Below are 24,661 nucleotides of genomic sequence, written 5' to 3'. Positions count from 1 at the left end.
GTCACCCCAGCCGGATGTGATGCAGCAGCAGCAGAGCGGCCGCCATGTTGGCGGCCGGCACCTCCCCTCGCGCGATCATGTCGGGTACCAGTTTCAGGGGGACCCATTCCCGTTTGTCGGACTCGAAGTCGTCCTCGGGATGGCCCACGTACGCGCCCCGGTCGGACCAGAAGATGTGGTGCCGGGCGTCCGTGAGGCCGTTGGACGGCTCCACGGAGAGGAGGTGTTCGAGGGGGCCGGGGCGCCACCCGGTCTCCTCCTCCATCTCCCGGGCGGCCGCGGCGGCGATGTCCTCGCCGTCCTCGACCACGCCTGCGGCGAGTTCCCATCCCCAGGTGTCGGTGATGAAGCGGTGCCGCCACAGCAGCAGCACCTCGTTGGCCTCGTTGACCACTGTGGCCACGGCGACGGGCCGCAACCGGATCAGGAAGTGATCCAGGTGACGGCCGTCGGGGAGTTCGACATCGGCGAGGTTGACCCGGAACCAGCGGTTCTCGTACACGGTCTGCTCACTGAGATTCTTCCATCGCACGTATGTGCCACCTTCCGCCGTTGAGCAGGCAAGGTGACACGGGCCGGCCTCACAGTGGAACGCGCAGCGCCTCGTCGATCAGATCGGCAGCTCGGTCGGTGGCGGAACCTCCGGTTTCGGCCAGGTGCTCGCGCACCGCCCGCAGCCGGTCCCGTAACCGCTGCGACTCCATTCCCCGCGCCTGTTCGGTCATCTGCGCGGCGTTGGCCACAGCCTGGTCCGCGTCCCCTTGGCGCAGCTCGATATGGGTGAGCATGGCCAGCCGGTGGACCCGGCCCCGGTCGTGCGCGGGGGTGTCGACGGCGGCGTCCGCGTGGGCCCGGGCGGCCCGCAGGTCCCCCAGGCTCAGCAGCGCCTCCGCCACTTGGACGTTCACCAGGCCCGGCTGGACGTAATCCGTTTCGTCGGGTTCCTGACCAGGGCGTATGCGCTCGGCCGCCGCCTCCGCCCGCCGGATGCAGGAGAGCGCGCTCGCGCCGTCCCCCAGGCGCGCGTACGCCTTGGCCTGCATCGCGTAGAGGTCCGCCGCGAGTGCCGGGGTGATCTGCGGCCCCGCCGCCCGCAGGGCCGCCTCGGCGAAGGCGACCGCCTGACGGTACTCCCGTACGAACAGGGACTGGTTGACCAGCAGCGCGATGACGTACGCGCCGAGTCCCCGGTCCCCGCTCGCCTTGGCCAGCCGCAGCGCCTGATGGAAATAGCGCTGGGCCAGCCCGAGGGCATCCGAGTCGTACGCACAGATTCCCGCGACGGCCACCAGCCCGCCGGTGGCCCGGTGGAGCTGACGGCCCGTCGCATCGGTGTAGCTGCCCCGCAGCAGCGGCGCCGCCTCGGTGTTGAGGAATCCCACGATCCGCGTTCTCGTCGCGATACCACCCGCCTTCCGGTACATCTGCTCGTAGTGCGTACGCGCCGCGCGGAGCATTTCGATGTCCGCCATGGAGACCCTGGTCAGGCCGGTCCGGGACACGTCGGAGTCCTCGGGCGGGTTCTCCCACTCCCAGACGGGGATGACCGCCGAGGTACCGGTGAGGGCGGGGGCGGACAGCACATGGGGGCGCTGCTGCTCGTCGGAACGCCACAGCGCGGTGGCCCGTTCCACGAATCCGGAGAGCGGCGTGTCCGGGACGCGGCGCACGCCCGGCCGGCTCAGTCCGATGTCGTCGAGCCCTACGGCCCGGTGCAGCCGTTCGCTGAGGACCTCGCAGATGAGGTCGGGTACCTGGCCCCGCGGCCGCTGCCCCTTCAGCCACCGGGCCACGGCCGTGTGTTCGTAGCGCAGCGCGAGTCCGCGCTGCCGACCGAGCTGGTTGACGTGCAGCGCCAGCCCGGCGTGCGATATGCCTGCCTCGTCGAGAATCGCGTCGAGCAGGCTGTTGGGCTCCATGGTGCCCTCCTGACGGGGTCGCCCCACCCCCCGGCCGGGCGACCGCTCGTAGACTTGTCGACTCAACAACCCTTGAGATCAGCCTAATGAGGTGGGCTTCACACGGGGTGTGAACCGATCGCGCCCTGCTTCACTCCGCCCGGCCCGCCCGGACGCGCCCGCGTGCCAGGGCCGCCGGGTCCGCCCCTGCGGGTACCCGCAGGCGGTCGTTGCACAGCACCAGCAGCGCCACGTCGTCCGAGAGCCGCCCGCCGCAATGGCGCAGCAGCGCGGCCCGTACGCCTTCCACGACCGCGGAGGCGCGGCAGTCCCTGACCGACCGGACGCTCTCGTCGAGCGCCCGCGACAGCGGGAAGAACGTGCCGTCGGCGTCCCGCGCGTCCGTCGCCCCGTCGGTGTGCAGGAAGATCGCCTGACCGGGCAGCAGCGGCGGGCAGTCGATCACCGGCAGTTCGGCGGGCAGCGGGAAGAGGCCGAGCGGCGGCATCGGCTCGCCGGGCGCGTCGGGCAGCGCACCGCTGCGGCTGAGGCGGTACGGCCAGGGGTGCCCGCAGTTGAGGGTCCGTACGGCGCCGTCCCGGGCGATCTCCACCAGCAGCAGCGTCACGAACTCCTCGGACAGCGGGTTCTCCGGCTCCCCGCCCCCGGCCGACGGGTGCTCCGTACGGGCCCGCTCCCGCAGATGCCGGTGCAGCGCCCGCTCCAGTCGGCGGAGCACCCGGCCCAGCTCCGGCTCGTCGTGGACCGCCTCCCGGAAACTGCCGAGCACCGCGGCGACCGTGCCCATGGCGCCGAGGCCGTGGCCGCGCACGTCGCCGATGACGACCCGTACGCCGTGCCGGGTCGCCACGACGTCGTACAGGTCGCCGCCGACCGTCGCCGCCTCGTCCGCCGCCAGGTGGTCGGCGGCGACCACGATGCCGTCGACCCGTGCGGGCGGCGGGGGCAGCAGCACCCGCTGCGCCGCGGTGGCCACCTCCTTCGTACGCTCCAGCTCCCGCAGCAGGCGCAGGCGCCGGCCCGCCGTCAGGTAGCTGGCGGCGACGACCACGAGGACGGCGCAGCACGTGCCGACGCGGGTGAGGGGGTGCGCCCCGGAGGACACCGTCCCGAGGGGCGACAGCGCGAGCAGGGCGCACAGGCCGCCGAGCACGACGCACTGGCGCCGACCGGTGCCGGCGCAGGCTATGGCGGGGGCCGCGGCGAGGAGTTGCAGGAACTGGCCTTCGGCGGGGGTGCACAGCTCCCAGACCACCACGCCGAGCACCCACAGACCGGGCAGCACGAGGACGAAGGCCCGCCGGGCCCGCGCGGCCCGCGGCCGCGCGGCGCTCCGCCGCGCCCAGGATCGGATCATGCCGATGCTTCCCCCCAGCAACCATCGAGGCGGTCGGCCCGGTCCCGCGGCAGACCCTCTGTCTGAGCAAGCCGCATCGTCCGCTGACGATTCTTGCGACCGCGTGTGCTCAAACGGATACTTTGCGCTCTGATCTCACCCGATCGGATGAAGGTCGGCACAACGCACCGGGGCCCGGCGACGAACCTCGGGTTCGTCGCCGGGCCCCGGTGGGAGTCCCGCGCGGATCAGGCGCCGCGCAGCACCGCGCCCGTCCGCTCGACCGCGGCCGCGACCGCCGCGTCCCGGGCGGCGGACGCCTCGTCGGCGGTCAGCGTGCGGTCGGGTGCCCGGAAGCGCAGCGCGTAGGCCAGGGACTTCTTGCCCTCGCCCACCTGCTCGCCGGTGAACACGTCGAACAGCCGCAGCGCTTCGAGGAGGTCGCCCGCGCCGGAGCGCAGCGCCGCCTCCACCTCCGCCGCCGGGACCGACGCGTCCACGATCAGCGCGACGTCCTGGGTGGCGACCGGGAAGGTGGAGATCCGCGGAGCCTGGACGGCGCCCGAGCCGGCCCGCTCGACCCGGTCCAGGTCGATCTCCATCGCACCGGTGCGCTCCGGAAGGCCGAGCGCCTTGGTGACGCGCGGGTGCAGCTCACCGGCGTTGCCGACGAGCACCTCCTCGCCGTCGATCAGCGCGAGCAGCGCCGCGCAGCGGCCCGGGTGGAAGGGCGCGTGCTGGTCCTGGCGCACGATCAGCTCGACACCCGCCTCACGCGCCACGGTGCGGCCCGCCTCGACGGCGTCCGCCCAGGTCGCCGGGCGGCCCTTGCCCCACCAGCCGTCCTGCTCGCGGGCCCCGGCGAACACCGCCGCGACGCGGCGCGGCTGCTCGGGCAGCGCAGCGTCCAGCGCGGCGATCTCCTCGTCGCTCGGGCGGCGGTCGACGGGCAGCCGTACGGACGGCTTCTCGTCGCCGGTCGGCCGGAAGACCAGGCCGGTCTCGAAGAGCGCGAGATCGTGCGAGCCGCGGCCGTCGTTGCGGCGCAGCGCGCCGAGCAGGCCCGGCAGCAGCGTCGTACGGAGCAGCGGCTCCTCGTCCGAGAGCGGGTTGACCAGCCGCACGGCCCGGCGGCGCGGGTCGTCGTCCTCGATGCCGAGCTGGTCGAGCACCGTCTCGCCGATGAACGGGTAGTTCAGCGCCTCGACGTAGCCGGCGCCGGCCAGCGCGCGGCCGACCCGGCGGTGCAGCCGCTGACGCTCCGTCAGACCTCGCCCGGCGGGCGGCTTCGGCAGCGTGGCGGGCAGGTTCTCGTAGCCCTCCAGGCGGATGACCTCTTCGGCGAGGTCGTTGGGGTCGGTCAGGTCGGGCCGCCAGGACGGCACCGTCACGACCAGCTCGTCCTGGCCGTACACGTCGCAGCCCACCTGCTGGAGGCGGCGTACGACGGTCTCGCGGCCGTACGTGACGCCCGCGACGCGGTCCGGGTGGTCCGCGCTCACGGTGATCGTGCGCGGCCCGCTGGGCGAGACGACCTCGGTGACGCCGGCCTCGGCGGTGCCGCCCGCGAGCAGCACCAGCAGGTCGACGGTGCGCTGCGCCGCGGCGGACGCGGCCTGCGGGTCCACACCGCGCTCGAAGCGCTTGGACGCCTCGGAGGTCAGCTTGTGGCGGCGGGCCGTGCGGGCGATGGAGACCGCGTCGAAGTGCGCGGCCTCGACCACGACCTCGGTGGTGCCGTTGACCAGGCCGGTCTCCGGGTCGGCCACCGCGTCGGCGATCTCGGTGTTGGCGCCGCCCATCACACCCGCGAGGCCGATCGGGCCGCGGTTGTCGGTGATGACGAGGTCACCGGCGTCCAGGACGCGCTGGGTGCCGTCCAGGGTCGTCAGCTTCTCGCCGGGCTCCGCGCGGCGCACCCCGATCGCGCCGTCCACCCGGGACCGGTCGTAGGCGTGAAGCGGCTGGCCGAGCTCCAGCATCACGTAGTTGGTGACGTCCACGGCGAGCGAGATCGGGCGCATGCCGGCCTTCTGCAGGCGACGCTGGAGCCAGATCGGGGAGCGCGCCTCCGGGTCGAGACCGACGACCGTACGGGCCGTGAAGCGGTCGCAGCCCATCGGGTCGGCGACCTTGACCGGGTAGCCGAAGGAGTTCGGCGGCGGCACGTCCAGCAGCGCGGGGTCGCGCAGCGGCAGGCCGTAGGCGATGGCGGCCTCGCGGGCGATGCCGCGCAGGGACAGGCAGTCGCCGCGGTTGGCGGTGACGGCGATGTCCAGCACCTCGTCGACGAGCTGGAGCAGCTCGATGGCGTCGGTGCCGGGCTCGTACTCCGGGGGCAGCACGATGATGCCGCCCGGACCTCCCCCAGACTCCGTCTGGGGGGACCCCCAGTCGCCCATGCCCAGCTCGTCGCCCGAGCAGATCATGCCGTGCGAGACCTTGCCGTACGTCTTCCGCGCGGCGATCTTGAAGTCGCCGGGCAGGGTGGCGCCGGGGAGGACCACGACGACCTTGTCGCCGACCGCGAAGTTGCGGGCGCCGCAGACGATCTCCTGCGGCTCACCGGTGCCGTTGGCCTGGCCGACGTCGACCGTGCAGAAGCGGATCGGCTTCTTGAAGCCCTCCAGCTCCTCGATGGTCAGCACCTTGCCGACGACCAGGGGGCCTTCCAGACCGGCGCCCAGTTGCTCGACGGTCTCGACCTCCAGACCGGTGGCGACGAGTTTGGCCTGTACGTCCCGGCCGGACTCGCCGTCCGGCAGGTCGACGTACTCCCGCAGCCAAGAAAGCGGGACCCGCATCAGATCTCCATCCCGAAAGGCCGGGTGAACCGGACGTCACCCTCGACCATGTCTCGCATGTCCTCGACGTTGTGGCGGAACATCAGCATCCGTTCGATGCCGAACCCGAAGGCGAATCCGCTGTACTTCTCCGGGTCGACGCCGCAGGCGACCAGCACCCGCGGGTTGACCATGCCGCAGCCGCCCAGCTCGATCCAGCCCTCGCTGGAGCAGGTGCGGCACGGGCGCTCCGGGTCGCCGACGGAGGCGCCGCGGCAGACGTAGCAGACCATGTCCATCTCGGCGGACGGCTCGGTGAACGGGAAGTAGTTCGGCCGCAGCCGGGTCTGCATGCCCTCGCCGAAGAGCGCCCTGACCATGTGGTCCAGGGTGCCCTTGAGGTCCGCCATGGTCAGGCCCTCGTCGATGGCGAGCAGCTCGACCTGGGAGAACACCGGGGTGTGGGTGGCGTCCAGCTCGTCGGTGCGGTAGACGCGGCCGGGGCAGACCACGTACAGCGGCGGCTCGCGGTCGAGCATCGACCGGATCTGCACGGGCGAGGTGTGGGTGCGCAGCACCACCCCGGACTGGTCGGCGCCGGTCGCGGCGTTCTCCACGAAGAACGTGTCGTGCGTGGTGCGGGCCGGGTGGTCGGGCGAGAGGTTCAGGGCGTCGAAGTTCAGCCACTCCGACTCGACCTCGGGGCCCTCGGCGACCTCGTAGCCCATGGCCACGAAGACGTCCTCGATCCGCTCGGAGAGGGTGGTGAGCGGGTGCCGGGCGCCCGCGCGGGCGCGGTCGTACGGCAGTGTGACGTCCACCGCCTCCTCGACCAGCACCCGGGCGTCGCGCTCCGCCTCCAGCTCTTCCTGGCGCTTCTTGAGCGCCTGGCTCACCTGGCCGCGGGCCTGGCCGACACGCTTGCCGGCCTCGGCCTTGGCCTGCGGCGGCAGCGCGCCGATCTCGCGGTTGGCCAGCGCCAGCGGCGAGGTGCCGCCGGTCTGCGCGACCTTCACCTCGTGGAGCGCCTGGAGGTCACCGGCGGCGGCGATGGCGGCGAGCGCCTCGTCCCGCATGCGGGCGATCTCTTCCGGTTTCAGGGCCTCGACCTCGACAGGGTCGTACGACTTATTGGGTGCGGACATCTCTTCCCGTGCTTCCGATGGGCTTGGCGCGCGGCTTGCCCCCGACGTGTGCAGTGCCAAAGGTGCCAAAGGTGCAGTCTACGGGGCAGGGCGGCCGCGCCTCATCCGAGCCCCGACGGGGGTGGGCCCGCCGGGCGCCGCTCAGGCCATGAAGGCCGGGGTCCCGACGGGCAGGATAAATCGGAACAGGGCGCCGCCGGCGGGCGCGCGGCCGACCGTGACGGTGCCGCCGTGGGCCTCGACGATGCCCTTGACGATGTAGAGGCCCAGGCCGGTGCCGCCGCGTTTGCTGCCCCGCCAGAAGCGGGTGAAGACGCGGCTCATCGACTCCTCGGGGATGCCGGGGCCCTCGTCGCTCACGGTGACGCTCGTCCCTTCCGCTCCGGAGCCGCTCGGTGCCGGCCCCACCTCGATGGTGACGGTTCCCTCACCGTGGCGCACCGCGTTTTCCAGCAGGTTGCCCAGCACCTGGTCGACCTTGTCCGGGTCCGCCCACAGATCGGGCAGCGGCCCGGTCGTCCGGATCAGGAAACGGTCGGGCAGGTGCCCCGCCGTCGCCTGTGCCTCGACGTGCCGGCGCACGGCGGCGGCCATGTCCACCCGCTGGCGGCGCACCTCCAGCCGGCCCGAGTCGATGCGGGAGATGTCCAGCAGCTCGGCGATGAGCCGGGTGACGCGGTTGGCGTCCGCGTCCACGGTCTCCAGCATCAGGCGCTTCTGGTCGTCGGTGAAGCGCTCCCACTTCTGGAGCAGAGTGGCGGTGAAGCCCTTCACCGAGGTCAGCGGCGAGCGCAGCTCGTGGGCGACGGTGGCGATCAGCTCGGCGTGGCTCAGTTCGGTGCGGCGCCGCGCCTCGGTGCCGCGCAGTGCGACGACCAGCCGCCGGACGGGGCCGGTGGGGTGGCTGCGGACGTACCGCGCGGAGACCAGCACCTCACGGCCGCCGAGCAGCAGGTTGCGCTCCGGCTGGCCGCTGCGGATCGCCAGTCCCCCGTACGGGTCGGTCAGCTGCCACCAGCGGCGGCCCTCGATGTCCTGGAGCGGCAGGGCCTTCTCCAGCGGCCGGCCCAGCGCGTCGTGCGGGTCGATGGCGGTGATCCGGGCCGCGGCGGCGTTGAAGCAGACGACGCGGCCGCGCTCGTCGGCGACGACCAGGCCGTCGGGCAGGTCGTCCGGGTGGAGCCCGGCACCGGAAGGATCAGTCCCCAGGGGTACGGTGCCGCCGTCCGGACAGGGTTCGGCGGCGACCGTCGTACCGGATGCCCTCGTACCCATCCCCGCTACCCCCTTCCGGTCCCCCCGGGCACGCAACCCTACTAGCCGCGCGAGGCGGAGCGGCACCCTCCGGTGGTGCGCTGGGCGCGGGCCGAGGCGTACAGGCAGACGGCGGCGGCCGTGGCCAGGTTGAGGCTCTCGGCCTTGCCGTGGATGGGGACGCGCACCACGGCGTCCGCCAGTGCGCGGGTCTCCGCCGGCAGTCCCCACGCCTCGTTGCCGAACACCCAGGCGGTGGGGCCGCTCATGGTGCCCGCGTCCAGCTCGGCGTCCAGGTCGTCGGCGCCCGCGCCGTCGGCCGCCACGATGCGTACGCCGGCGTCCCGCAGCCCACCGACCACCCGTTCGACCGGTACGCCCACGGCGACCGGGAGGTGGAAGAGCGAGCCGACCGAGGCACGTACGGACTTCGGGTTGTAGAGGTCCACGGAGGCGTCGGTCAGGACGACCGCGTCGGCGCCCGCGGCGTCCGCGCAGCGCAGCACCGTACCGGCGTTGCCGGGGTCGCGTACGTTGGCGAGCACCGCGACCAGCTTCGGCCGGGCGGCCAGGATCTCCTCGAAGGGCGAGTCCAGGAACCGGCAGACGCCGAGCAGGCCCTGCGGGGTGACGGTCTGGGACAGCTCCGCGATCGTCGCGTCGTCGGCGAAGCGGACCGGTACACCGGCCGCCCGCACCGCGTCGACGATCTCCGCGTGCCGCTCGGCGGCCTCCGGGGTGGCGAACAGCTCGACGAGCGTGCGCTCGCCGCCGGAGCGGTGCTCGACGGCTTCCCGTACGGCCTGCGGGCCCTCGGCGATGAACCGGCGCTCCTTGCCGCGGAAGTTGCGGCGGGCCAGCCGCCGGGCGGCGGCGACGCGTGCGGAACGCGGGGAGATCAACTCGGGGGTGCCCATGGGCGGCGGCTCACTTCTTGGGGTGGGTGGGGGCGTGCAGAAAGCGGCGGACCCGCAGGCCGGGGCCTGCGGGTCCGTGACAAACGTGCCTCAGGCCGGTTCAGGCGGCCTTCGGGGCGTTGACGTCGCTCGGCAGCGCCTTCTGGGCCACCTCGACCAGCGCGGCGAACGCGTTGGAGTCGTTGACCGCGAGCTCGGCCAGGATCTTGCGGTCCACCTCGATGTTGGCGGCCTTCAGACCCTGCACGAAGCGGTTGTAGGTCATGCCGTTGGCGCGGGCAGCGGCGTTGATGCGCTGGATCCACAGCTGACGGAAGTCGCCCTTGCGCTTCTTGCGGTCGTTGTAGTTGTAGACGAGGGAGTGGGTGACCTGCTCCTTCGCCTTGCGGTAGAGGCGGGAACGCTGGCCGCGGTAGCCGCTGGCCTGCTCGAGGATCGCCCGGCGCTTCTTGTGGGCGTTGACTGCCCGCTTGACGCGTGCCACTTGTTAACTCCTTGTAGCGGGGCCGTGGTGGTCGTCACACGGCCCGAATCGAATGGGTCCCGGTCCGGGTCCTGTGCCACGCCCTGGGGGCGGGGCGGACAGGACTTACTTGCCGAGAAGCTTCTTGATCTTCGCGGCGTCGCCCGGGGCCATCTCGGCGTTGCCGGTGAGGCGACGCGTCACGCGGGACGACTTGTGCTCGAGCAGGTGGCGCTTGCCGGCGCGCTCCCGCATCACCTTGCCGGAGCCGGTGATCTTGAAGCGCTTGCTGGCACCGCTGTGCGTCTTGTTCTTCGGCATGCGCCGTTCTCTCCTCTTGGATGGCGCCCCCACCGGTCCGGGGACCGGCGCCCGGGGGCGTCAGATGTATCGGTTGCTGTCCGTCCGGGGCGACCCCGGCGCGGCCCGGGGCTCGCGCCCTGGATCACGCCTCGGCGGGCTCCTCGACGTCCTGCTCCGGGGCAGGACCCTGGCGCTCCGCCTTGCGGGCGGCCTGCGCCTCGCGGGCCTCGGCCATCGCCTCGGTCTTCTTCTTGTGCGGACCGAGGACCATGATCATGTTGCGGCCGTCCTGCTTGGGGTTCGACTCGATGAACCCCAGGTCCTGGACGTCCTCCGCGAGGCGCTGCAGCAGCCGGAAGCCCAGCTCGGGACGGGACTGCTCGCGACCACGGAACATGATCGTGATCTTGACCTTGTCACCCTGCTTGAGGAACCGGACGACGTGACCCTTCTTGGTGTCGTAGTCGTGCGGGTCGATCTTCGGCCGGAGCTTCATCTCCTTGATGACCGTGTGCGCCTGGTTCTTGCGCGCCTCACGGGCCTTCATGGCCGACTCGTACTTGAACTTCCCGTAGTCCATGAGCTTGCAGACCGGCGGACGGGCGTTCGCCGCCACCTCGACCAGGTCGAGGTCGTACTCCTGCGCAAGCTCCAGGGCCTTGGCAAGCGGCACGATGCCGACCTGCTCGCCACTGGGACCGACGAGTCGCACCTCAGGGACGCGAATCCGGTCGTTGATGCGGGGCTCGGCGCTGATGGATCCTCCTCGGTAGCACCACGCGACGGCCTGGCGGACTGCCGCGTAACGTCTGTTTCGATGTGACCAACCGCGCCGGAGAACGAAAAACGCCCCGGACGGGACACAGGCGGGGCTCCTCAATGGATCAGGAGCACCGCCGCGATGTCATCGCGGGGCGCAGCCGGACCGTTGACCCGCCGACCGTGAGGTCGGTTCGGGTGGGAGATCGGAGCCTCCACTTGTGGGTCGGGCACATCAGTGCTCGACCGGTCGGATTCCCAGAATACACGAGCCGCGGAGCGGACCCCACTCGTGTGCGGGGCGGGCCTCCCTCGTGTGCGGGATGAGCCGCCCTCTTGTACGGGGCGGGCCGGGGCCGCGCGCGGGCGGGGCCTAAGGTTGGGCAGACCCCTGAGCAGGAAGTGAAGCGCGAGCCATGAGTGACCAGACCCCGCAGCAGCCCGGACCGGCGGAGCCGGGCGGCCCCGCCGCCCCCGCGAACCCGGACTTCGACGCCATGACCCGCGACATCGCGGACGTACCGGCCGTCGAGGTGATCACCACGGTGGCCGTGCACCTGATGTCCTCGGCGGCGGTCAACCTCGGGCTCGCCGAGGAGGGCAGCGAGCACAAGGACCTGGACGAGGCCCGCAAGCTCATCCAGGCGCTGGCCGGGCTGGTCACGGCCAGCGCGACCGAGATCGGCTCGTACCATGCCGCTCCGCTGCGGGACGGGCTGAAGTCGCTGCAGCTCGCCTTCCGCGAGGCGTCGCTGGTGCCGGACGAGCCGGGGCAGGGGCCCGGGGAGAAGTTCACGGGGCCGGTGTACGGGTAGCCCGCAGGGCGGACGGAAGGGCCGCTCCCGGCTTCGGTGCCGGGGGCGGCCCTTCATGTGCGTCGGGACGGTGGGCCGATCGTTCAGACCGCGGACCGTTCGTCCGCGACCAGCTTCGGTTCGTTCGGCGGGTGGGTGATCTGGTGCACCACCGCGGCCAGCGCGCCGCCGATCATGGGCGCCACGATGAACAGCCACAGTTGCGACAGCGCGCCGCCGCCCGCGAACAGGGCCGGGCCGATGCTGCGGGCCGGGTTCACCGACGTCCCCGTGAGCGGGATGCCGACCAGGTGCACGACTGCCAGCGCCAGGCCGATCGGCAGGCCGTCGAAGCCGACCACCGCCACCCGGTGCGTCACCGCGAGCACCACGAACACCAGCAGGAACGTCAGCACGATCTCGGCCACGAAGGCGCCGCCGAGATTGATGTGCACGGCCGAGCGGTCACCCCACCCGTTGGACCCGAACGCCTCGCTGGTCTTCAGGCCCGGCACCTGCTTGGCGACCAGGAACAGCAGCGCGGCACCGACGATGCCGCCCAGCAACTGGGCGATCCAGTACTCGACCGCCGTACGGGGGGTGATGCGGCGCGCCAGCAGCATGCCGAGCGTCACCGCCGGGTTGACGTGGCTGCCGGAGATCGGGCCGAGCGCGTACGCCAGGGCCAACAGGGTGAAGCCGAATGCCAGGGCGATGCCGAAGGTTCCGATGTACTCGCCGGCCAGCACCGCGGAGCCGACGGCGAAGAACACCAGGAGCAACGTCCCGAGGAACTCGGATACGACCGTGCGGGTCTCCGTTGTCGTCTCCATGGGGCCTCCTCGCGCGGATCTTGCTCTCTCCTTCGCATTGTGCGGCCGGTCACGGGGTTCCGCCTGTTGGCGGGAGGCCGGAGGCCCGCGGTCCAGGTCGTCAGCGGGTGAAGAAGGCTCCGGCGGTGTCGGCTCCGGGCGGCAGCAGGGCCAGGTCGAGGCCGCGTACGAGCCGGGAGCGCAGCGTCTCGTCGGCGGCCAGCGCCTCGGCCAGCCGCTGCGCGACGGCGGCGGGCGCGGCCTGCGGGGCGAGCCCGAGGGCCAGGGTGGCGTCGGCCTCCGCCGACGGGTCCAGGCGGGCGGCCAGGACGTCCGGCTCGGCGGCCAGCAGGGCGCGGAGCGCGTCCGTGACGGCCGGGTCCTCGCGCGGGTCGCTGCTCTCCCGGCCCTCCGCGAGGGCGCGCAGCGCGGCGCCGGTGAGCTGGTACGTCGCCGGACCCGCCAGGTCGACGACGATCGTGTCCGCCTTCTCGTGGGCGGCGGCCAGCAGGGCCTGCCGCATCGGCACGGCCACCGGGCGGGCGTCCGGGCGCCAGCGGTGCAGCGTCTCCATGGACGTGAAGGCGGGCAGCGCGCGGCGGCCGCCGGGGGCCTGCAGCGTCGGCACGGCCATGTCGCTGGTCTTCTCCCGCTTCAGACCGTCCGGGCCGGTCTCCACCTCGCCGAGGACGGCGACGACCGGGACGAGGAGCCGGGCCCGGCTCAGCAGGGGCAGGAGCCGAGCCTCAGTGGCGGCGGCCCGGTCCGGGGCATGGGCCGCGACCGCGGCCGCGTGGGCCGCCAGGGCGGCCGCGAGTTCCGGGTCGGCGGTGCCGTCGTCGTCGGAGAAGTCCGAGGTGGGGATGTTCTTGAGCACGCTCTTGAGCGTAGCGGGGGGCCCTTTGGGCCCGGGGTTCGGGCCGGGTGGTCCCGGTCCGCTTCCGGGTGCGGGTCCGTTCGCGCCCTGCGGGGCGCCCCTCGGGGCGCGGGTTTCCGGGACGCCGGTGCCGGATTGCTTTCGAATGCGGGTCCGTTGCGCTTGCGGGGCGCTCCTTGGGACGCGGGTTTCCGGGGCACCGGTGCCGGTTCGCTGCCGGGTGCGGGTCCGTTGTGCCTGCGGCGGGCGGGGGCCGCTGCGCGGGGCTGTCAAAGTTCGGGGGCGGGTCTGCGCGGCAGGCCGCTCCGGCCCGCCCCCTTCCGTGGGAAGGGTGGGGAGGAAGGTCGTGGGGAGGTGAGGTGAGTGGCTGGGTGCGGCGCCGTTTCGGCTGGGACCGGTTCGGTGGGTTGCCGGGTGCAGCGGTGTCCGTGGCTGAGGCCCCGGTCAGGTGCGCTTGCGCCAGAAGAAGATGGCGGAGGCGGTGATCAAGGCTGTGCCGGTGATCGTCGCTGTCCACGGGAGCCACCCGGCGTCGTCGGTCCCCGGGGCGGCGGTGGGGCCGGTGCCGAAGTACTGCTCGGGGTGGGTGGCCGGTTCGGGCTTCTGGGGTGTGGGCTTGAGGGTGGCGGCTTCCTCTATGGCGGCTGCCGGGTCGACCAGGCCGGCGCCCAGTTCGTCGTTGCGGCCGCCCTCAGGGGCGTCCTGGGCGGTGTCGGTGAGGAGTTTCTTGATCTGGGCGGGGCTGAGGTCCGGGTGGGCGGCGCGGACGAGTGCCACCGCGCCGGAGACGAAGGCGGACGCGGCGCTGGTGCCCCAGCCCTCGTAGTACTTGCGGTCCGGGTTGGCGATGACGACGCCGACGCCGGGCGCGCAGACGGTGGCGTACCAGCGGCGGGTGGAGAAGTCGGCGCGGGAGCCCCACTGGTCGACGGCGGTCACCGCGATCACGCCGGGGTAGGCGGCGGGGTAGGAGACGTGGTCCCCGTCCTTGCCGCCGTTGCCGGCCGAGGCGATGACCGGGACGCCCTTGCCCAGGGCGTACTGGATGGCGGCGTCCTCGCGGGGTTCGGGGTGCGCGGAGCGGCTGTCGTCGCCGAGGGAGAGGTTGATGACGTCGGCGCCGTGGTCGGTGGCCCAGCGGATGCCGTCGGCGAGGGCGCCGGCGCGTTCGGTGCGGGCGCGCCGGCGTTGCGGGTCGCTGTCTTCGAGGATCACGCGGACGGGGAGGATTTTCGCCTCGGGGGCGACGCCGACGACGCCGTCGGCCCGGTCGGCGCCGTGGCCGTGGCCCGCGATGATGCCGGACATGGCGGTGCCGTGCTCGGCCCAGGAACTGTCGCCGGGGCTCGCTCCGAAGCCGACCAGGTCGTTGGCGGGCAGGACCTGGCCCTGAAGGTCGGGGTGGTCGGCGTCGACACCCGTGTCCAGAACGGCGACGGTGATGCCGTCGCCCTTGGTGGTCTCCCAGGCCTTCTCGGCGTGCAGGGCGTTCAGCGCCCATTCCTGGGCGCGTATGCCGTCGGCGTGGGCGGGCAGGGTGGGCAGCACGGTCAGCGCGGCGGCGGACAGGGTGACGCCGACGGCGCGCAGCAGGGGCCTCCTGGTCATTGCGGCTCCGTGGTTCCCTTGGCGGCCTGCTTGCGGAAGGTCTGCTCGATCCGTTCGCTGACGGCCTTGGCGTCGTGGCCCAGTCCGGCTTCGGCGGGGGCCGTGGTGGCACCGGCGCGGGTGGCTTCGGCGGCGGGCTGCGGGTCGTCGACGGTACGGCCGTCGGCGAAGCCGGAGACGGCGTAGACGACGACGGGCAGATCGTCGAGGACGCGGATGCTCCAGCTTGCGCGCTGGGCGGGCCCGAAGTCGGCGGCGGGGGTGCCCTTGGCGGCGTACGGGCCGGGCATCAGGTCCGTACGGGTGTCGAGGTGCTCCTTGGCGAAGCGGCGGCGCAGGTCCTGCATGGCGGTGCGGTCGGCCTTGGTGGCGACGGCGCCGACGGTGACGAGGTTGGTGCGGGTGACGTCGACGTAGGTGGCGCGTACCAGGCGGTGGCAGCCCACCGGGGCGAGTGCCTTGGCCAGCAGTGGGTCGAAGGCGCCCGCGCAGCCGCTGTCGGGGGCGACGGCGGCCCGGATCCAGGTGCGGTCGGCGCCGCCGGGGCCGGTGCCCACGCCGTTCAGGGTGCGGGGGAAGAGTGTGTCGACGGGGGCGCTGTGCCAGACCTCGCGGCCCTGGGCGAAGACCGCTTCGGCGGCGGGGCTGCCGCCCGTGTCGTCGGCGAGCCAGGTGCCGGCGGTGGCTCCCGCCACGAGGCCGAGGCCCAGTACGAGTCCGGCTGCGGCGAGCGCGGTGCGCCGGGAGAGCCTGGCGCGGCAGGCCGGGGCCGGTGGCAGGGGCGGGCCGGAGAGCGGGGTTCCGGTGGGGGGCGGTGCGGCCCCGGCCGGAGGCTGGGTGGGGCGTGGCGGAGTGTTCGGGTGCGCTTCGGCGGCGCCGGGGCCGTTCCAGAACGCTTCGCTGTTGGCGAGGTGGAAGGCGGCGGTGTCGCGGGGTGTGGCGGAACGGTCCGCCGGGGCCTGGGCGGGGACGGGAGGGGGCGTGGGCGCCGGGTCCGTACGGGGCGGGGCGGGGGCAGGCGTGGGCGCGGCGTCCGTACGGGCCGGAGCCGGGGCGTGGGTGGGCAGCGGTGGGATGCCGACGGGGGGCGGGGGGTCCGCGGATGCGAGGGGCGCCGCCGGGGCCGCGGGGCGGGGCGGGGCCGTGGCGGGCGCGGCGGGCGGCATGGGGCCGGGGCCGGGCTCGGCGGGCCGTTCCGGCGGGACCGGGCGCAGGACGGCGGTCTGCGGGTCCTCGGTGGGCGGTGCCGGTACCCGGGGCGGGGTGCGGGGAAGGCGAGACGCGTCGGCGAAGTCGGCTTCGGTGCTCACCCGCGCTCCCCCTCGCGCCTGTGTTCCACCGGCCCGACCGGCAATCGGGGCAGGGTGGTTCGTATCCGGACATCACACCGCTGACCTGCTGGTTGCGGCGTCCGCCACTCTACGGGCTGGCGCCGCCGGTGCTCCAACTCGTCCGCCGTGGCCGGACGTCCGGCGCCCGGTCTGTCGTGTTCCCTCCCCCTACCCACCCGTAGCCTGTTCTGGCAGGCTGCGGGCCATGTCCCGGTACTCGTGCGACGCAGTTGGTGACAGGGCCCGCCTCGACCGGGCCACCGCCGGTCTCGACGCGCCGCTGGCCGTCGTCGATCTGGGGGCGTTCGACGCCAATGCCGACGATCTGGTGCGGCGTGCCCAGGGCAAGCCGGTGCGGGTGGCGAGCAAGTCGGTGCGCTGCCGGACCCTGCTGGAGCGGGCACTGGCGCGGGACGGCTTCGCGGGGATCATGAGTTTCACACTGGCCGAGTCGCTGTGGCTGGCCCGGTCGGGATTCGAGGACGTCCTGCTGGCGTATCCGTCGGCGGACCGGGCGGGGTTCGGGGAACTCACCGCCGGTCCGAAGTTGGCCGGCGCGGTGACCGTACTGGTCGACGACGTGGCGCAACTGGAGCTGATCGACGCGGCCCGGCCCGCGGGGGGCGGCGAGGAGGTGCGGGTGTGCCTGGAGTGGGACACCGCCTACCGGCCGCTGGGCGGCCGGGTGCGGGTGGGCGCCCGGCGTTCACCGTTGAGCCGCCCCGAGCAGGTGGCCGCGCTGGCCCGTGCGGTGACGCGCCGCCCGGGGTTCCGGGTGGTGGGCCTGATGGCGTACGAGGGGCATGTGGCGGGTGTGGGTGACGCGGTGCCCGGACATCCGCTGCGCTCACAGGCCGTGCGGGCGATGCAGACGGCGGCGCGCCGGGACCTCGCGCGGCGGCGCTGGGAGGTGGTGCGCGCGGTGCGGGCCGAGGCGCCGGACCTGGAGTTCGTCAACGGCGGCGGTACGGGCAGCGTGCAGCACACGGCGGCGGAGGCGGCGGTGACCGAGGTCGCGGCGGGGTCGGGGCTGTACGTGCCGCGGCTGTTCGACAACTACCGGTCGTTCTCGGGCCGTCCGGCGGCGCTGTTCGCGCAGCCGGTGGTGCGGCGGCCGGGGGACGGTGTCGTGACCGTGCTGGGCGGCGGCTATCCGGCGTCCGGAGTCGCGGGGCGGGACCGGTCGCCGGTGCCGTATCTGCCCGAGGGGCTGCGCTACGACCCGCAGGAGGAGGCCGGGGAGGTGCAGACGCCGCTGCTGGGGCCGGCCACGGGCGTGCTGCGGCTCGGCGACAAGGTGTGGTTCCGGCACGCGAAGGCCGGTGAGCTGTGCGAGCGGTTCGCCGAGCTGCACCTGGTCGAAGGGGACCGGGTGGTGGCGACGGTGCCGACGTATCGCGGGGAGGGCCGCACCTTCCTGTAGGGCCTGTCGTCACATGCGCGTCGTTCGCCCGTAGAGCGGCCGCGCGGCGTCTGGTGCACTCCGCTTCGCTACGTCTCGGCTCTTTCGTCCGTACTTCGGAAGCCGAGCCGATCGCAAGGCGCCGGGGCACCGTCGACGGGGGTCCCCCCCACGCCGTTCAGGCGTGGGAGAGTGCGTGCTGGGGGTCCCCCAGCGGTAGCGGGGAGTCGCGCGGCAGACGGGAATGTGACGACAGGACCTAAGTTCTGTCCGGCAAATCATGTGACTGTCAGCTCGTTGCCTCTCGGCGTGGGGTGTGGCGGGTCGTGGGCAGGAGAGCGGTAGTTTCGGGGTGAGCTGGAGCTGACCGGGCGGTTCGTCAGCGACTTGGGCAGCGGTCTTGCAAGACGGGGTCCTGGACGCGGACCTCCCCCGTTTTGCCGACGTGCAGGAATTCGGCGTATCCGTCTCCGTCAACGTCGGCGAACTGAATCTCCTCCGGCGGGATGGCGGTTTCCGGGTCCGGCACGATCTGCCCGATGTCGTGGAGGGCTTTGCACGATGGCTCGCGCGTGAGCCAGGCCCGTGCGCCGCCTTTGGGGGTGATGAGGATCGGGTCGGCACGCCCGTTGCCGTCGAGGTCGGCATACCTCATCTCACGGTCGAAGACGTGCGTGCTGAGCATCTCGGGAGGGGACCAGCCCACCCGCGTCGGGCCGTCCTTGCCCTTGACCGTCTGGTTGTACCAGACGGTCACCTTGCTGCTCGGTTCGATCCGCAGGTAGTCGACCCGCCCGTCTCCGTTGACGTCGGCGAACTGGATCTCCTTGAGGTCCGGCACGATGTCGGCGGTATCGCGCAAGGGAACGTCGGCGTCGCCGCCGTACTCCTTCTGACACATGCGTTCGCCGGCCGGTTTCCCTTCGACCCAGGTGTGGACGGCCACCCCGCCGGTCTTGTCGACCACAATGCAGTCGGGCCAGCCGTCGCCGTCGATGTCGCCGAAGCGCAACGCATCACCGTCCGCGCGGGGCGCGGGGACGTAGGAGTTCTTGTGATACTCGCCGGTGCGCAAGCGGTTGTCCTTGATGCCGCCGTTCCACCAGAACTTGAATGTCTGGTTCTTGTAGACCGTGACGTAATCGGCTTTCTGGTCCTTGTTGATGTCGAAGAACCAGAACTTGTTCGTGGCCGGGAAATCCTCGGGCGGGTTGACGCCGACATCCTGCCGTGGCGGGCTCGGAGCGCTCGAACCGGTCTGCGTCGGGCCCGGAGTGCCCGAACCGGTAGCAGCGATAGGTGATTTGGGGTTGGGGCCGGATGAGTCGGCGTCCGATTCCCACGGCATCGGAGCGAAGTACAGGACCGAGGCGACGACCGCCAGGGCGGCGACCGAGGCGATCGCGATCGTCGGGCGCTGTTTCCTGGAGGGCTTCTCCGCAGCCGGGGTGTGCATGCGGGCCGGTGCCGCCGGTTCGGGCCCGGGAACGTACGGCTCGGTGCGCGTCGCGAGGAGGAGGCGGCGGAGAGCGGTGAACGTCCGGTGCTGGGGCGAGTCGGCCTTGAGGAGGCTGAAGTGGTCGCCCGGCAGGGCGGAGCTGTCCGGGAAGACGGACTGCGCCGAGGCGCGGGACACCACGCCGTCGCTCTCGCCCGCGTACACCGACACCGGGATGGGGCAGGTCCGGTCGGTGATCGCCGTGGCGTGCACGACGTCCCGGACGACCGTGCGCAGGGTTGCGCTGACCTGGTCGCTCAGCGGGCGCAGATCCTTCTCCTGCGGATGGCGCCCGCCCAGCGCACGCCGTCGTAGGGAGAGCAGCAGTTCCGAGCCGTTGCTCGGACAGGCGAGCATGACGAGCCGCTGGATCCGGGCGAGTTCGGTGCCTCTGCCGTCGTGGAGCATGCGGGCCAGGTACCGCTGGGCGACCAGCCCTCCCTGGCTGTGGGTGACCAGGAGCAGTTGGTCGTACGCGCCGGCCTCCGTGACCAGGTACTCCTTGAGGCTGTCGGCGACCGTGTCGATCGACGGGAACACCCGCAGCGGATTGACCGGCAGCAGCCCGGTCGCGTACTCGAAGGTCAGCGGCTCGACGAACCCGAGCCCCCGGTCCGCTGCGATCAGGCCGCGCAGCGGCTCCCACACCTTCGGCCCGGACATGAACCCGTGGACCATCACGAGCCCCAGTCGGCTGTCCCCCACGATGCCGCTCCCTTCTCCAAGAGCTGGAACGTTCACCGTAATCCCGCTTCTGATCCCGCTCTTCACGTACAACGTCGGAGTGGCCAAAAGCCCGCTCTGGAAACAAGATCAGCGGCGCGATATGGACACTGGCGCACAGGGGGTCGGATTCTGGCTCTGGGTTCCGCCCGGCGGATCGTGTGACTTTCTGACTGGTCGCTCGTTGGTTGGATCATGGGTCGGGTGATCTGAGCGAAGTGCGAGTGGTCGTTGCCGGAGCCGCATCTGCCTGTGCCGGGTGGCAGGGGCGGGTGGTGGAATGGCCACCGCACTGTGCTCAAAGGGGTCCTGTTCCGGATCCGGACTGGTGTCCCGTGGCGTGACCTGCCGGAACGCTACGACTCGTGGGAAACCGTCTATGAACGGCATCGCCGCTGGTCGGCGGACGGTACGTGGAGCCGGATTCCGCAGGCGGTCCATGCTGACGCGGACCTGGCTGGCCGGATCGCCTGGTCGACGGCCGGCGTCGGTTCGACGTCCTGCCGGGCTCATCAGCACGCGGCGGGCGCCCGCAAGGCGGCGCCGCGGGCCCCGAAAAAAGGACCACGCCCCGGCACCACCGGCCCGATGAAGGACTGGGACGGTCCCGGGGCGGCCTGACCCGCAAGATCCACCTCGCCGGTGAAGGCGGCTGCCGCCCGATGTCCCTCCTGATCACGCCGGGTCAGTGGGGCGACACCCCGCAGATGGTCGAGGCCCTGGACCGGATCAGGGCTCCCCGGCCGCTTGGCGGCCGGCCCCGGACCCGGCCGGACCATGTCTGCGGTGACAAGGCGTACGGCTCCCGCCGGAACCGCCGCCACCTGCGAAGGCGCTACATCCGGCACACGATTCCGGAGCCGAAGGACCGGCGGGCAAACCGGCGACGCAGAGGCTGCGTCGCCGGTCGGCCCGTCGGCTTCGACCGCGACCGCTACCGGTGCCGCAACGAGATCGAGCGGACCGTCAACCGGATGAAGAACTTTGGCGCGGTCGCTACCCGTTACGGCAAGCGGGCCTACGTCTTCCACGGCACCATCACCGCAGCAACGATCCGACTATGGCTCCGTCAGTGATCCGCCGGACAGAACCTGGGCGGGGCGGCCCTCCCCGGCTGCCGGGTCAGGCGTGGATGCGGTCCTTCTGGTCGGGGACCACCGTGCCGTCGGGGCGCCGGACCGCGCCGAGACCGCCGTCGGTGTTGGTGTAGCCCTTGGTCGCGCAGGGGTACGTACCGGCCTTACGGGGCAGCGGCTCGATGAACATGGGGTTGACCACCCAGCGGCCGTCGGCGTTGTCGTAGCCGCGGCACATCAGTTCCGGTTGGTTGCGGTTGATGGCCAGGTGAATGCCGGTCGCGTCGTTGACGAAGGTGACGTCGGTGTTGGCGTCGCCGCCGCCGAGCGCGATGCGGTGCGCGGGGTCCTGGAACCGCCATGCCTCGGCGCCCTTGATCTTGAAGATCTCCTGGTTGATCAGGCAGCGCTTGCCGTCCATGTACGGCAGCACCTCGCCGTGGCCGTCCTTGACGTCGCCGCAGCCGCGGATGCCGGTGGTGAACCTGCCGTTCTTCATCAGGCTGCGGACGCCGATGGTGTGCGCGCGGTCGACGCCGACGCCGCCGGACCACGCCTCGGCGACGGTCTCCGAGGAGGCGGAGACGATGTAGACCTCGAAGCCCGCCGCCTTGAGGGTGCGGATCAGGTCCTTCTGCTGGTCGTAGTAGCGGACGTAGCCGGCCAGCCGGTGGGTGCCGACGGTCTGCTTCGCGCCGACGGGCGCGGCGAGGCTCTCGGCGCGGGCCTGCCGGGTGTACGAGGTGAGCTGGGCCGGGGTCAGGCCGGCGAAGAGCTGCGGGACCCAGGCGTACTCGGGCTTGGTGCGGCGGTGGTTCCACTCGCCCGCGAAGGCGGCCTTGCCGTCCATGGTGCGGGCCGTGCCGCGGATCTCCATGATCTCGTCGGCGCAGGCGGCGTTCTTGGAGGTGGGCAGCGGGCGGCCGGCGGGTACGGAGGTGCCGCACGCCTTGGTCAGGGCGCGGGCGGCCGCCGTGGTCATCCAGGGGCTGGTGGCCTGCCAGCTCTTGGGGCGCAGGATCTTGTCGTGCTTCAGGGACCAGGCGAGCGTGGCGTCGGTGATGTCGTTCTTGACTACGGTGTTGTCCCAGTCGAAGGCGGCGACGGGGCGGCCCTCGGGGCCCGGCTTCGGGTGGGAGCAGGTGCCGCGCTCGTCGATCATGCGTTGGATCTTGGCGCGGTTGTTCCCGTACCACGTGATGTTCTTGGAGAGCTGCGGACAGCTCGTACGCTCCGGGGCCTTCGCGGGGTGCGCGGGCGCGGCGACCGCGGGTCCGGTGGCCGCGAGGGTGGTGACGGTCGCGGCGGCGGCGAGTCCCAGGGCGAGGGCGTGTCTGGTGCGCATGGTTCTCCGGTGATTGGGGCGGAATGTCGGCAGTGACGTTCCTGCGGGCAGAAGCACACCGGGACCGGGGCGCCGGGGCGCCGGTCCCGGTGGTGATCTTCGGACTGTATCCGCGAAGGAGGCTGCGGCCTACACGGGTGTGACGTACGCCCCTGCGATTCCACCGTCCACCAGGAACTCCGCGGCGTTCACGAAGGACGCGTCGTCGCTGGCCAGGAAGGCGACCGCGGCCGCGATCTCCTCCGGTTCGGCGAACCGGCCGACCGGGACGTGCACCAGGCGGCGCGCGGCGCGCTCCGGGTCCTTGGCGAACAGTTCCTTCAGCAGCGGCGTGTTCACCGGTCCCGGGCACAGCGCGTTCACCCGGATGCCCTCGCGGGCGAACTGCACTCCCAGCTCGCGGGACATCGACAGCACACCGCCCTTGGAGGCGGTGTAGCTGATCTGCGAGGTGGCGGCGCCCATGACGGCCACGAAGGACGCCGTGTTGATGATGGAGCCCTTGCCCTGGCGCTGCATGTAGGGCAGCGCGTGCTTGCAGCACAGGTAGACGGAGGTGAGGTTGACCTCCTGGACACGCTTCCAGGCGTCCAGCCCGGTGGTGAGGATCGAGTCGTCGTCGGCGGGCGAGATGCCGGCGTTGTTGAAGGCCACGTCCACCGAGCCGTACGTGTCGTACGCCGCCTTGAACAGCGCCTCGACCTGGTCGGAGTCGGTCACGTCCACCTGGACGAAGGTCCCGCCGACCTCCTCGGCGGCGGCCTTGCCGGCCTTCTCGTCGATGTCGGCGCAGACCACGTTCGCGCCCTCGGAGGCCAGGCGGCGGGCGGTCGCGAGGCCGATGCCGCTGCCGGCGCCGGTGATGACGGCGGTGCGGCCGACGAGGCGACGGCACACGGGGGTCGCGCTGCCTTCGGTGGCCGCGGCGGTCTGGTCGGTCACTTAGCTCTCCTCGGTGCTGATGAAGACGTTCTTGGTCTCGGTGAAGGCGGCGAGCGCGCCGGGGCCCAGCTCCCGGCCGAGGCCGGACTGCTTGTAGCCGCCGAAGGGGGTCCAGTAGCGGACGCTGCTGTGCGAGTTGACGGAGAGGTTCCCGGCGGCGACCGCGCTTGACACCCGCAGGGCGCGGCCGACGTCGCGGGTCCAGATGGAGCCGGACAGGCCGTAGTCGGTGGCGTTGGCGAGCCGTACGGCGTCGGCCTCGTCCTCGAAGGGGATGACGACGGCGACCGGGCCGAAGATCTCCTCGACGGCGGTACGGTCGTCCGGCCGGCCCTCCAGGACGGTGGCCGGGTACCAGAAGCCCTTGCCCTTGGGCGCCTCACCGCGGATGGCGGCGGGCGCGTCCTCGGAGACGTACGACCGTACGCGCTCGCGCTGGGCCGCGGAGATCAGCGGGCCCATCTGCGTGGCGGGGTCGGCCGGGTCGCCCGCGACGAACGCCTTCACGGCCGGCTCCAGCAGCTCCATGAAGCGGTCGTGGACCGAGCGCTGGACCAGGATGCGGCTGCGGGCGCAGCAGTCCTGGCCGGTGTTGTCCAGGAAGGAGCCGGGGGCGGCGGACGCGGCGCGCTCGATGTCGGCGTCGGCGAAGACGATGTTGGGGCTCTTGCCGCCGAGTTCGAGGGTGAGGCGCTTGGTCCGCGCGGCGCACTTGGCGGCGATGTGCCGGCCGGTGGTGGTGGAGCCGGTGAAGACGACCTTGGCGACGCCGGGGTGTTCGACCAGAGCGTTGCCGGTGACCGCGCCCTCGCCCGGCAGGACCTGGAACAGCCCCTCGGGCAGGCCCGCCGCCAGCCCGTACTCGGCGAGGCGGAGCGCGGTGAGCGGGGTGGTCTCGGCGGGCTTGAGCAGGACGGCGTTGCCGGCCGCGAGCGCGGGGGCGGTGCCCCAGGCGGCGATCGGCATCGGGAAGTTCCAGGGCGCGATGACGGCGACGACGCCCAGCGGCTCCTGGACGGTGATGTTCAGGCCGCCGGCGACGGGGATCTGGCTGCCGGTCAGCCGCTCCACTCCCCCGGCGGCGTAGTGTAGCAGGTCGACGACGTTGGCCGCCTCCCACCGGGCGTTGCCCAGGGGGTGACCGGCCTCGGTCAGCTCCAGCCGGGCCAGTGACTCGCTGTTCTCCTCGACGACCCCGGCGAACCGCCGCAGGACGCGGGCCCGGTCGCCGGGCGGCAGCGCGGCCCACTTCTCCTGCGCCGCGGCGGCCCGCCGGACCGCGGCGTCCACCTCGGCGGGGGTGGTGACGGGGACGACGGCTTCCAGTTCCTCGGTCGCCGGGTTGATGATGCGCAGCTCTTGCAACACGTCGCA

General features: G+C 72.5%; 20 protein-coding genes and 1 pseudogene. 3 read left to right on the top strand and 18 right to left on the bottom strand.

Going from position 1 to position 24,661, the window contains the following annotated elements:
- Nucleotide 1: 1 nt before the first annotated feature.
- From ACZ4QV_RS15085 to infC, 10 genes are all read right to left on the bottom strand, one after another.
- The gene (locus tag ACZ4QV_RS15085) at nucleotides 2-532 is read right to left on the bottom strand and encodes an NUDIX domain-containing protein (RefSeq protein ID WP_361156361.1); all 531 of its coding nucleotides are present in this window, start codon (nucleotides 530-532) and stop codon (nucleotides 2-4) included.
- 49 nt (nucleotides 533-581) lie between these two features.
- Nucleotides 582-1,919 carry a transcriptional regulator gene (locus ACZ4QV_RS15080; protein WP_361156363.1) on the bottom strand — a complete coding sequence of 446 codons (1,338 nt, stop codon included), beginning with the start codon at nucleotides 1,917-1,919 and terminating at the stop codon, nucleotides 582-584.
- Between the two features lie 130 nt (nucleotides 1,920-2,049).
- Nucleotides 2,050-3,276, bottom strand: a complete 1,227-nt coding sequence (locus tag ACZ4QV_RS15075; protein WP_361156366.1) for a PP2C family protein-serine/threonine phosphatase — start codon at nucleotides 3,274-3,276, stop codon at nucleotides 2,050-2,052.
- Nucleotides 3,277-3,503: 227 nt separating this feature from the next.
- A complete protein-coding gene (pheT, locus tag ACZ4QV_RS15070; protein WP_361587224.1) occupies nucleotides 3,504-6,059 on the bottom strand; it encodes a phenylalanine--tRNA ligase subunit beta in 2,556 nt (851 codons plus the stop codon).
- On the bottom strand, nucleotides 6,059-7,183 hold the full coding sequence (gene pheS / locus ACZ4QV_RS15065) for a phenylalanine--tRNA ligase subunit alpha (RefSeq protein WP_361161116.1): 1,125 nt from the start codon (nucleotides 7,181-7,183) through the stop codon (nucleotides 6,059-6,061). Before pheS ends, pheT begins: the two co-directional genes overlap by 1 nt.
- Nucleotides 7,184-7,324: 141 nt before the next feature.
- Nucleotides 7,325-8,458, bottom strand: coding sequence for a sensor histidine kinase (locus tag ACZ4QV_RS15060; RefSeq protein ID WP_361161113.1), 1,134 nt, complete (start codon nucleotides 8,456-8,458; stop codon nucleotides 7,325-7,327).
- A 41-nt stretch (nucleotides 8,459-8,499) separates the two neighbouring features.
- Nucleotides 8,500-9,354, bottom strand: a complete 855-nt coding sequence (locus ACZ4QV_RS15055) for a TrmH family RNA methyltransferase (protein WP_361161110.1) — start codon at nucleotides 9,352-9,354, stop codon at nucleotides 8,500-8,502.
- Between the two features lie 100 nt (nucleotides 9,355-9,454).
- Entirely contained in the window at nucleotides 9,455-9,838 is a 384-nt protein-coding gene (gene rplT, locus ACZ4QV_RS15050) for a 50S ribosomal protein L20 (RefSeq protein WP_030017690.1), read from the bottom strand.
- 105 nt (nucleotides 9,839-9,943) lie between these two features.
- Complete coding sequence (rpmI, locus tag ACZ4QV_RS15045) at nucleotides 9,944-10,138, bottom strand: 50S ribosomal protein L35 (protein WP_361161105.1); 195 nt, start codon at nucleotides 10,136-10,138, stop codon at nucleotides 9,944-9,946.
- 124 nt (nucleotides 10,139-10,262) lie between these two features.
- On the bottom strand, nucleotides 10,263-10,877 hold the full coding sequence (infC, locus tag ACZ4QV_RS15040; RefSeq protein WP_125049771.1) for a translation initiation factor IF-3: 615 nt from the start codon (nucleotides 10,875-10,877) through the stop codon (nucleotides 10,263-10,265).
- Between the two features lie 418 nt (nucleotides 10,878-11,295).
- On the opposite strand from infC, the gene ACZ4QV_RS15035 reads away from it, so the two are divergent.
- A complete protein-coding gene (locus ACZ4QV_RS15035) occupies nucleotides 11,296-11,694 on the top strand; it encodes a DUF1844 domain-containing protein (protein WP_125057285.1) in 399 nt (132 codons plus the stop codon).
- Nucleotides 11,695-11,777: 83 nt separating this feature from the next.
- On the opposite strand, the gene ACZ4QV_RS15030 is transcribed toward ACZ4QV_RS15035, so the two are convergent.
- The 4 genes from ACZ4QV_RS15030 to ACZ4QV_RS15015 form a co-directional block, all read right to left on the bottom strand.
- Complete coding sequence (locus tag ACZ4QV_RS15030) at nucleotides 11,778-12,506, bottom strand: MIP family channel protein (protein WP_361161102.1); 729 nt, start codon at nucleotides 12,504-12,506, stop codon at nucleotides 11,778-11,780.
- A gap of 100 nt (nucleotides 12,507-12,606) precedes the next feature.
- Complete coding sequence (locus ACZ4QV_RS15025) at nucleotides 12,607-13,362, bottom strand: SseB family protein (RefSeq protein WP_361587228.1); 756 nt, start codon at nucleotides 13,360-13,362, stop codon at nucleotides 12,607-12,609.
- A 444-nt stretch (nucleotides 13,363-13,806) separates the two neighbouring features.
- Nucleotides 13,807-14,970, bottom strand: a complete 1,164-nt coding sequence (gene mycP / locus ACZ4QV_RS15020; RefSeq protein ID WP_361161096.1) for a type VII secretion-associated serine protease mycosin — start codon at nucleotides 14,968-14,970, stop codon at nucleotides 13,807-13,809.
- Nucleotides 14,967-16,280 (bottom strand): hypothetical protein, encoded by a 1,314-nt coding sequence (locus ACZ4QV_RS15015; RefSeq protein ID WP_361587230.1) that lies wholly within the window; start codon nucleotides 16,278-16,280, stop codon nucleotides 14,967-14,969. The genes mycP and ACZ4QV_RS15015 overlap by 4 nt, the downstream gene beginning before the upstream one ends.
- Nucleotides 16,281-16,506: 226 nt before the next feature.
- Here ACZ4QV_RS15015 and ACZ4QV_RS15010 point away from each other — a divergent pair, with 226 nt between their 5' ends.
- Nucleotides 16,507-17,724 carry an amino acid deaminase/aldolase gene (locus ACZ4QV_RS15010; protein WP_361587232.1) on the top strand — a complete coding sequence of 406 codons (1,218 nt, stop codon included), beginning with the start codon at nucleotides 16,507-16,509 and terminating at the stop codon, nucleotides 17,722-17,724.
- A 358-nt stretch (nucleotides 17,725-18,082) separates the two neighbouring features.
- Here the strand turns inward: ACZ4QV_RS15010 and ACZ4QV_RS15005 are convergent, their stop codons facing one another.
- The gene (locus ACZ4QV_RS15005) at nucleotides 18,083-19,906 is read right to left on the bottom strand and encodes an FG-GAP-like repeat-containing protein (RefSeq protein WP_361587234.1); all 1,824 of its coding nucleotides are present in this window, start codon (nucleotides 19,904-19,906) and stop codon (nucleotides 18,083-18,085) included.
- Between the two features lie 206 nt (nucleotides 19,907-20,112).
- Between ACZ4QV_RS15005 and ACZ4QV_RS15000 the strand changes: the two are divergent.
- A pseudogene (locus tag ACZ4QV_RS15000) lies at nucleotides 20,113-21,000 on the top strand (IS5 family transposase).
- A gap of 46 nt (nucleotides 21,001-21,046) precedes the next feature.
- On the opposite strand, the gene ACZ4QV_RS14995 reads toward ACZ4QV_RS15000, so the two are convergent.
- From ACZ4QV_RS14995 to ACZ4QV_RS14985, 3 genes are all read right to left on the bottom strand, one after another.
- Nucleotides 21,047-22,345 carry an HAD family hydrolase gene (locus ACZ4QV_RS14995; protein ID WP_361587238.1) on the bottom strand — a complete coding sequence of 433 codons (1,299 nt, stop codon included), beginning with the start codon at nucleotides 22,343-22,345 and terminating at the stop codon, nucleotides 21,047-21,049.
- Nucleotides 22,346-22,474: 129 nt separating this feature from the next.
- Entirely contained in the window at nucleotides 22,475-23,287 is an 813-nt protein-coding gene (locus ACZ4QV_RS14990; protein ID WP_031011077.1) for a 3-oxoacyl-ACP reductase, read from the bottom strand.
- Entirely contained in the window at nucleotides 23,288-24,655 is a 1,368-nt protein-coding gene (locus ACZ4QV_RS14985; RefSeq protein ID WP_361154027.1) for an aldehyde dehydrogenase family protein, read from the bottom strand. It lies immediately after the preceding gene.
- Nucleotides 24,656-24,661: the final 6 nt, after the last annotated feature.

The organism is Streptomyces sp. NPDC026394 (genome assembly GCF_055567735.1).
The sequence above is the reverse complement of the archived record's forward strand: the minus strand, read 5'-3'. Positions and strand labels throughout refer to the sequence as shown.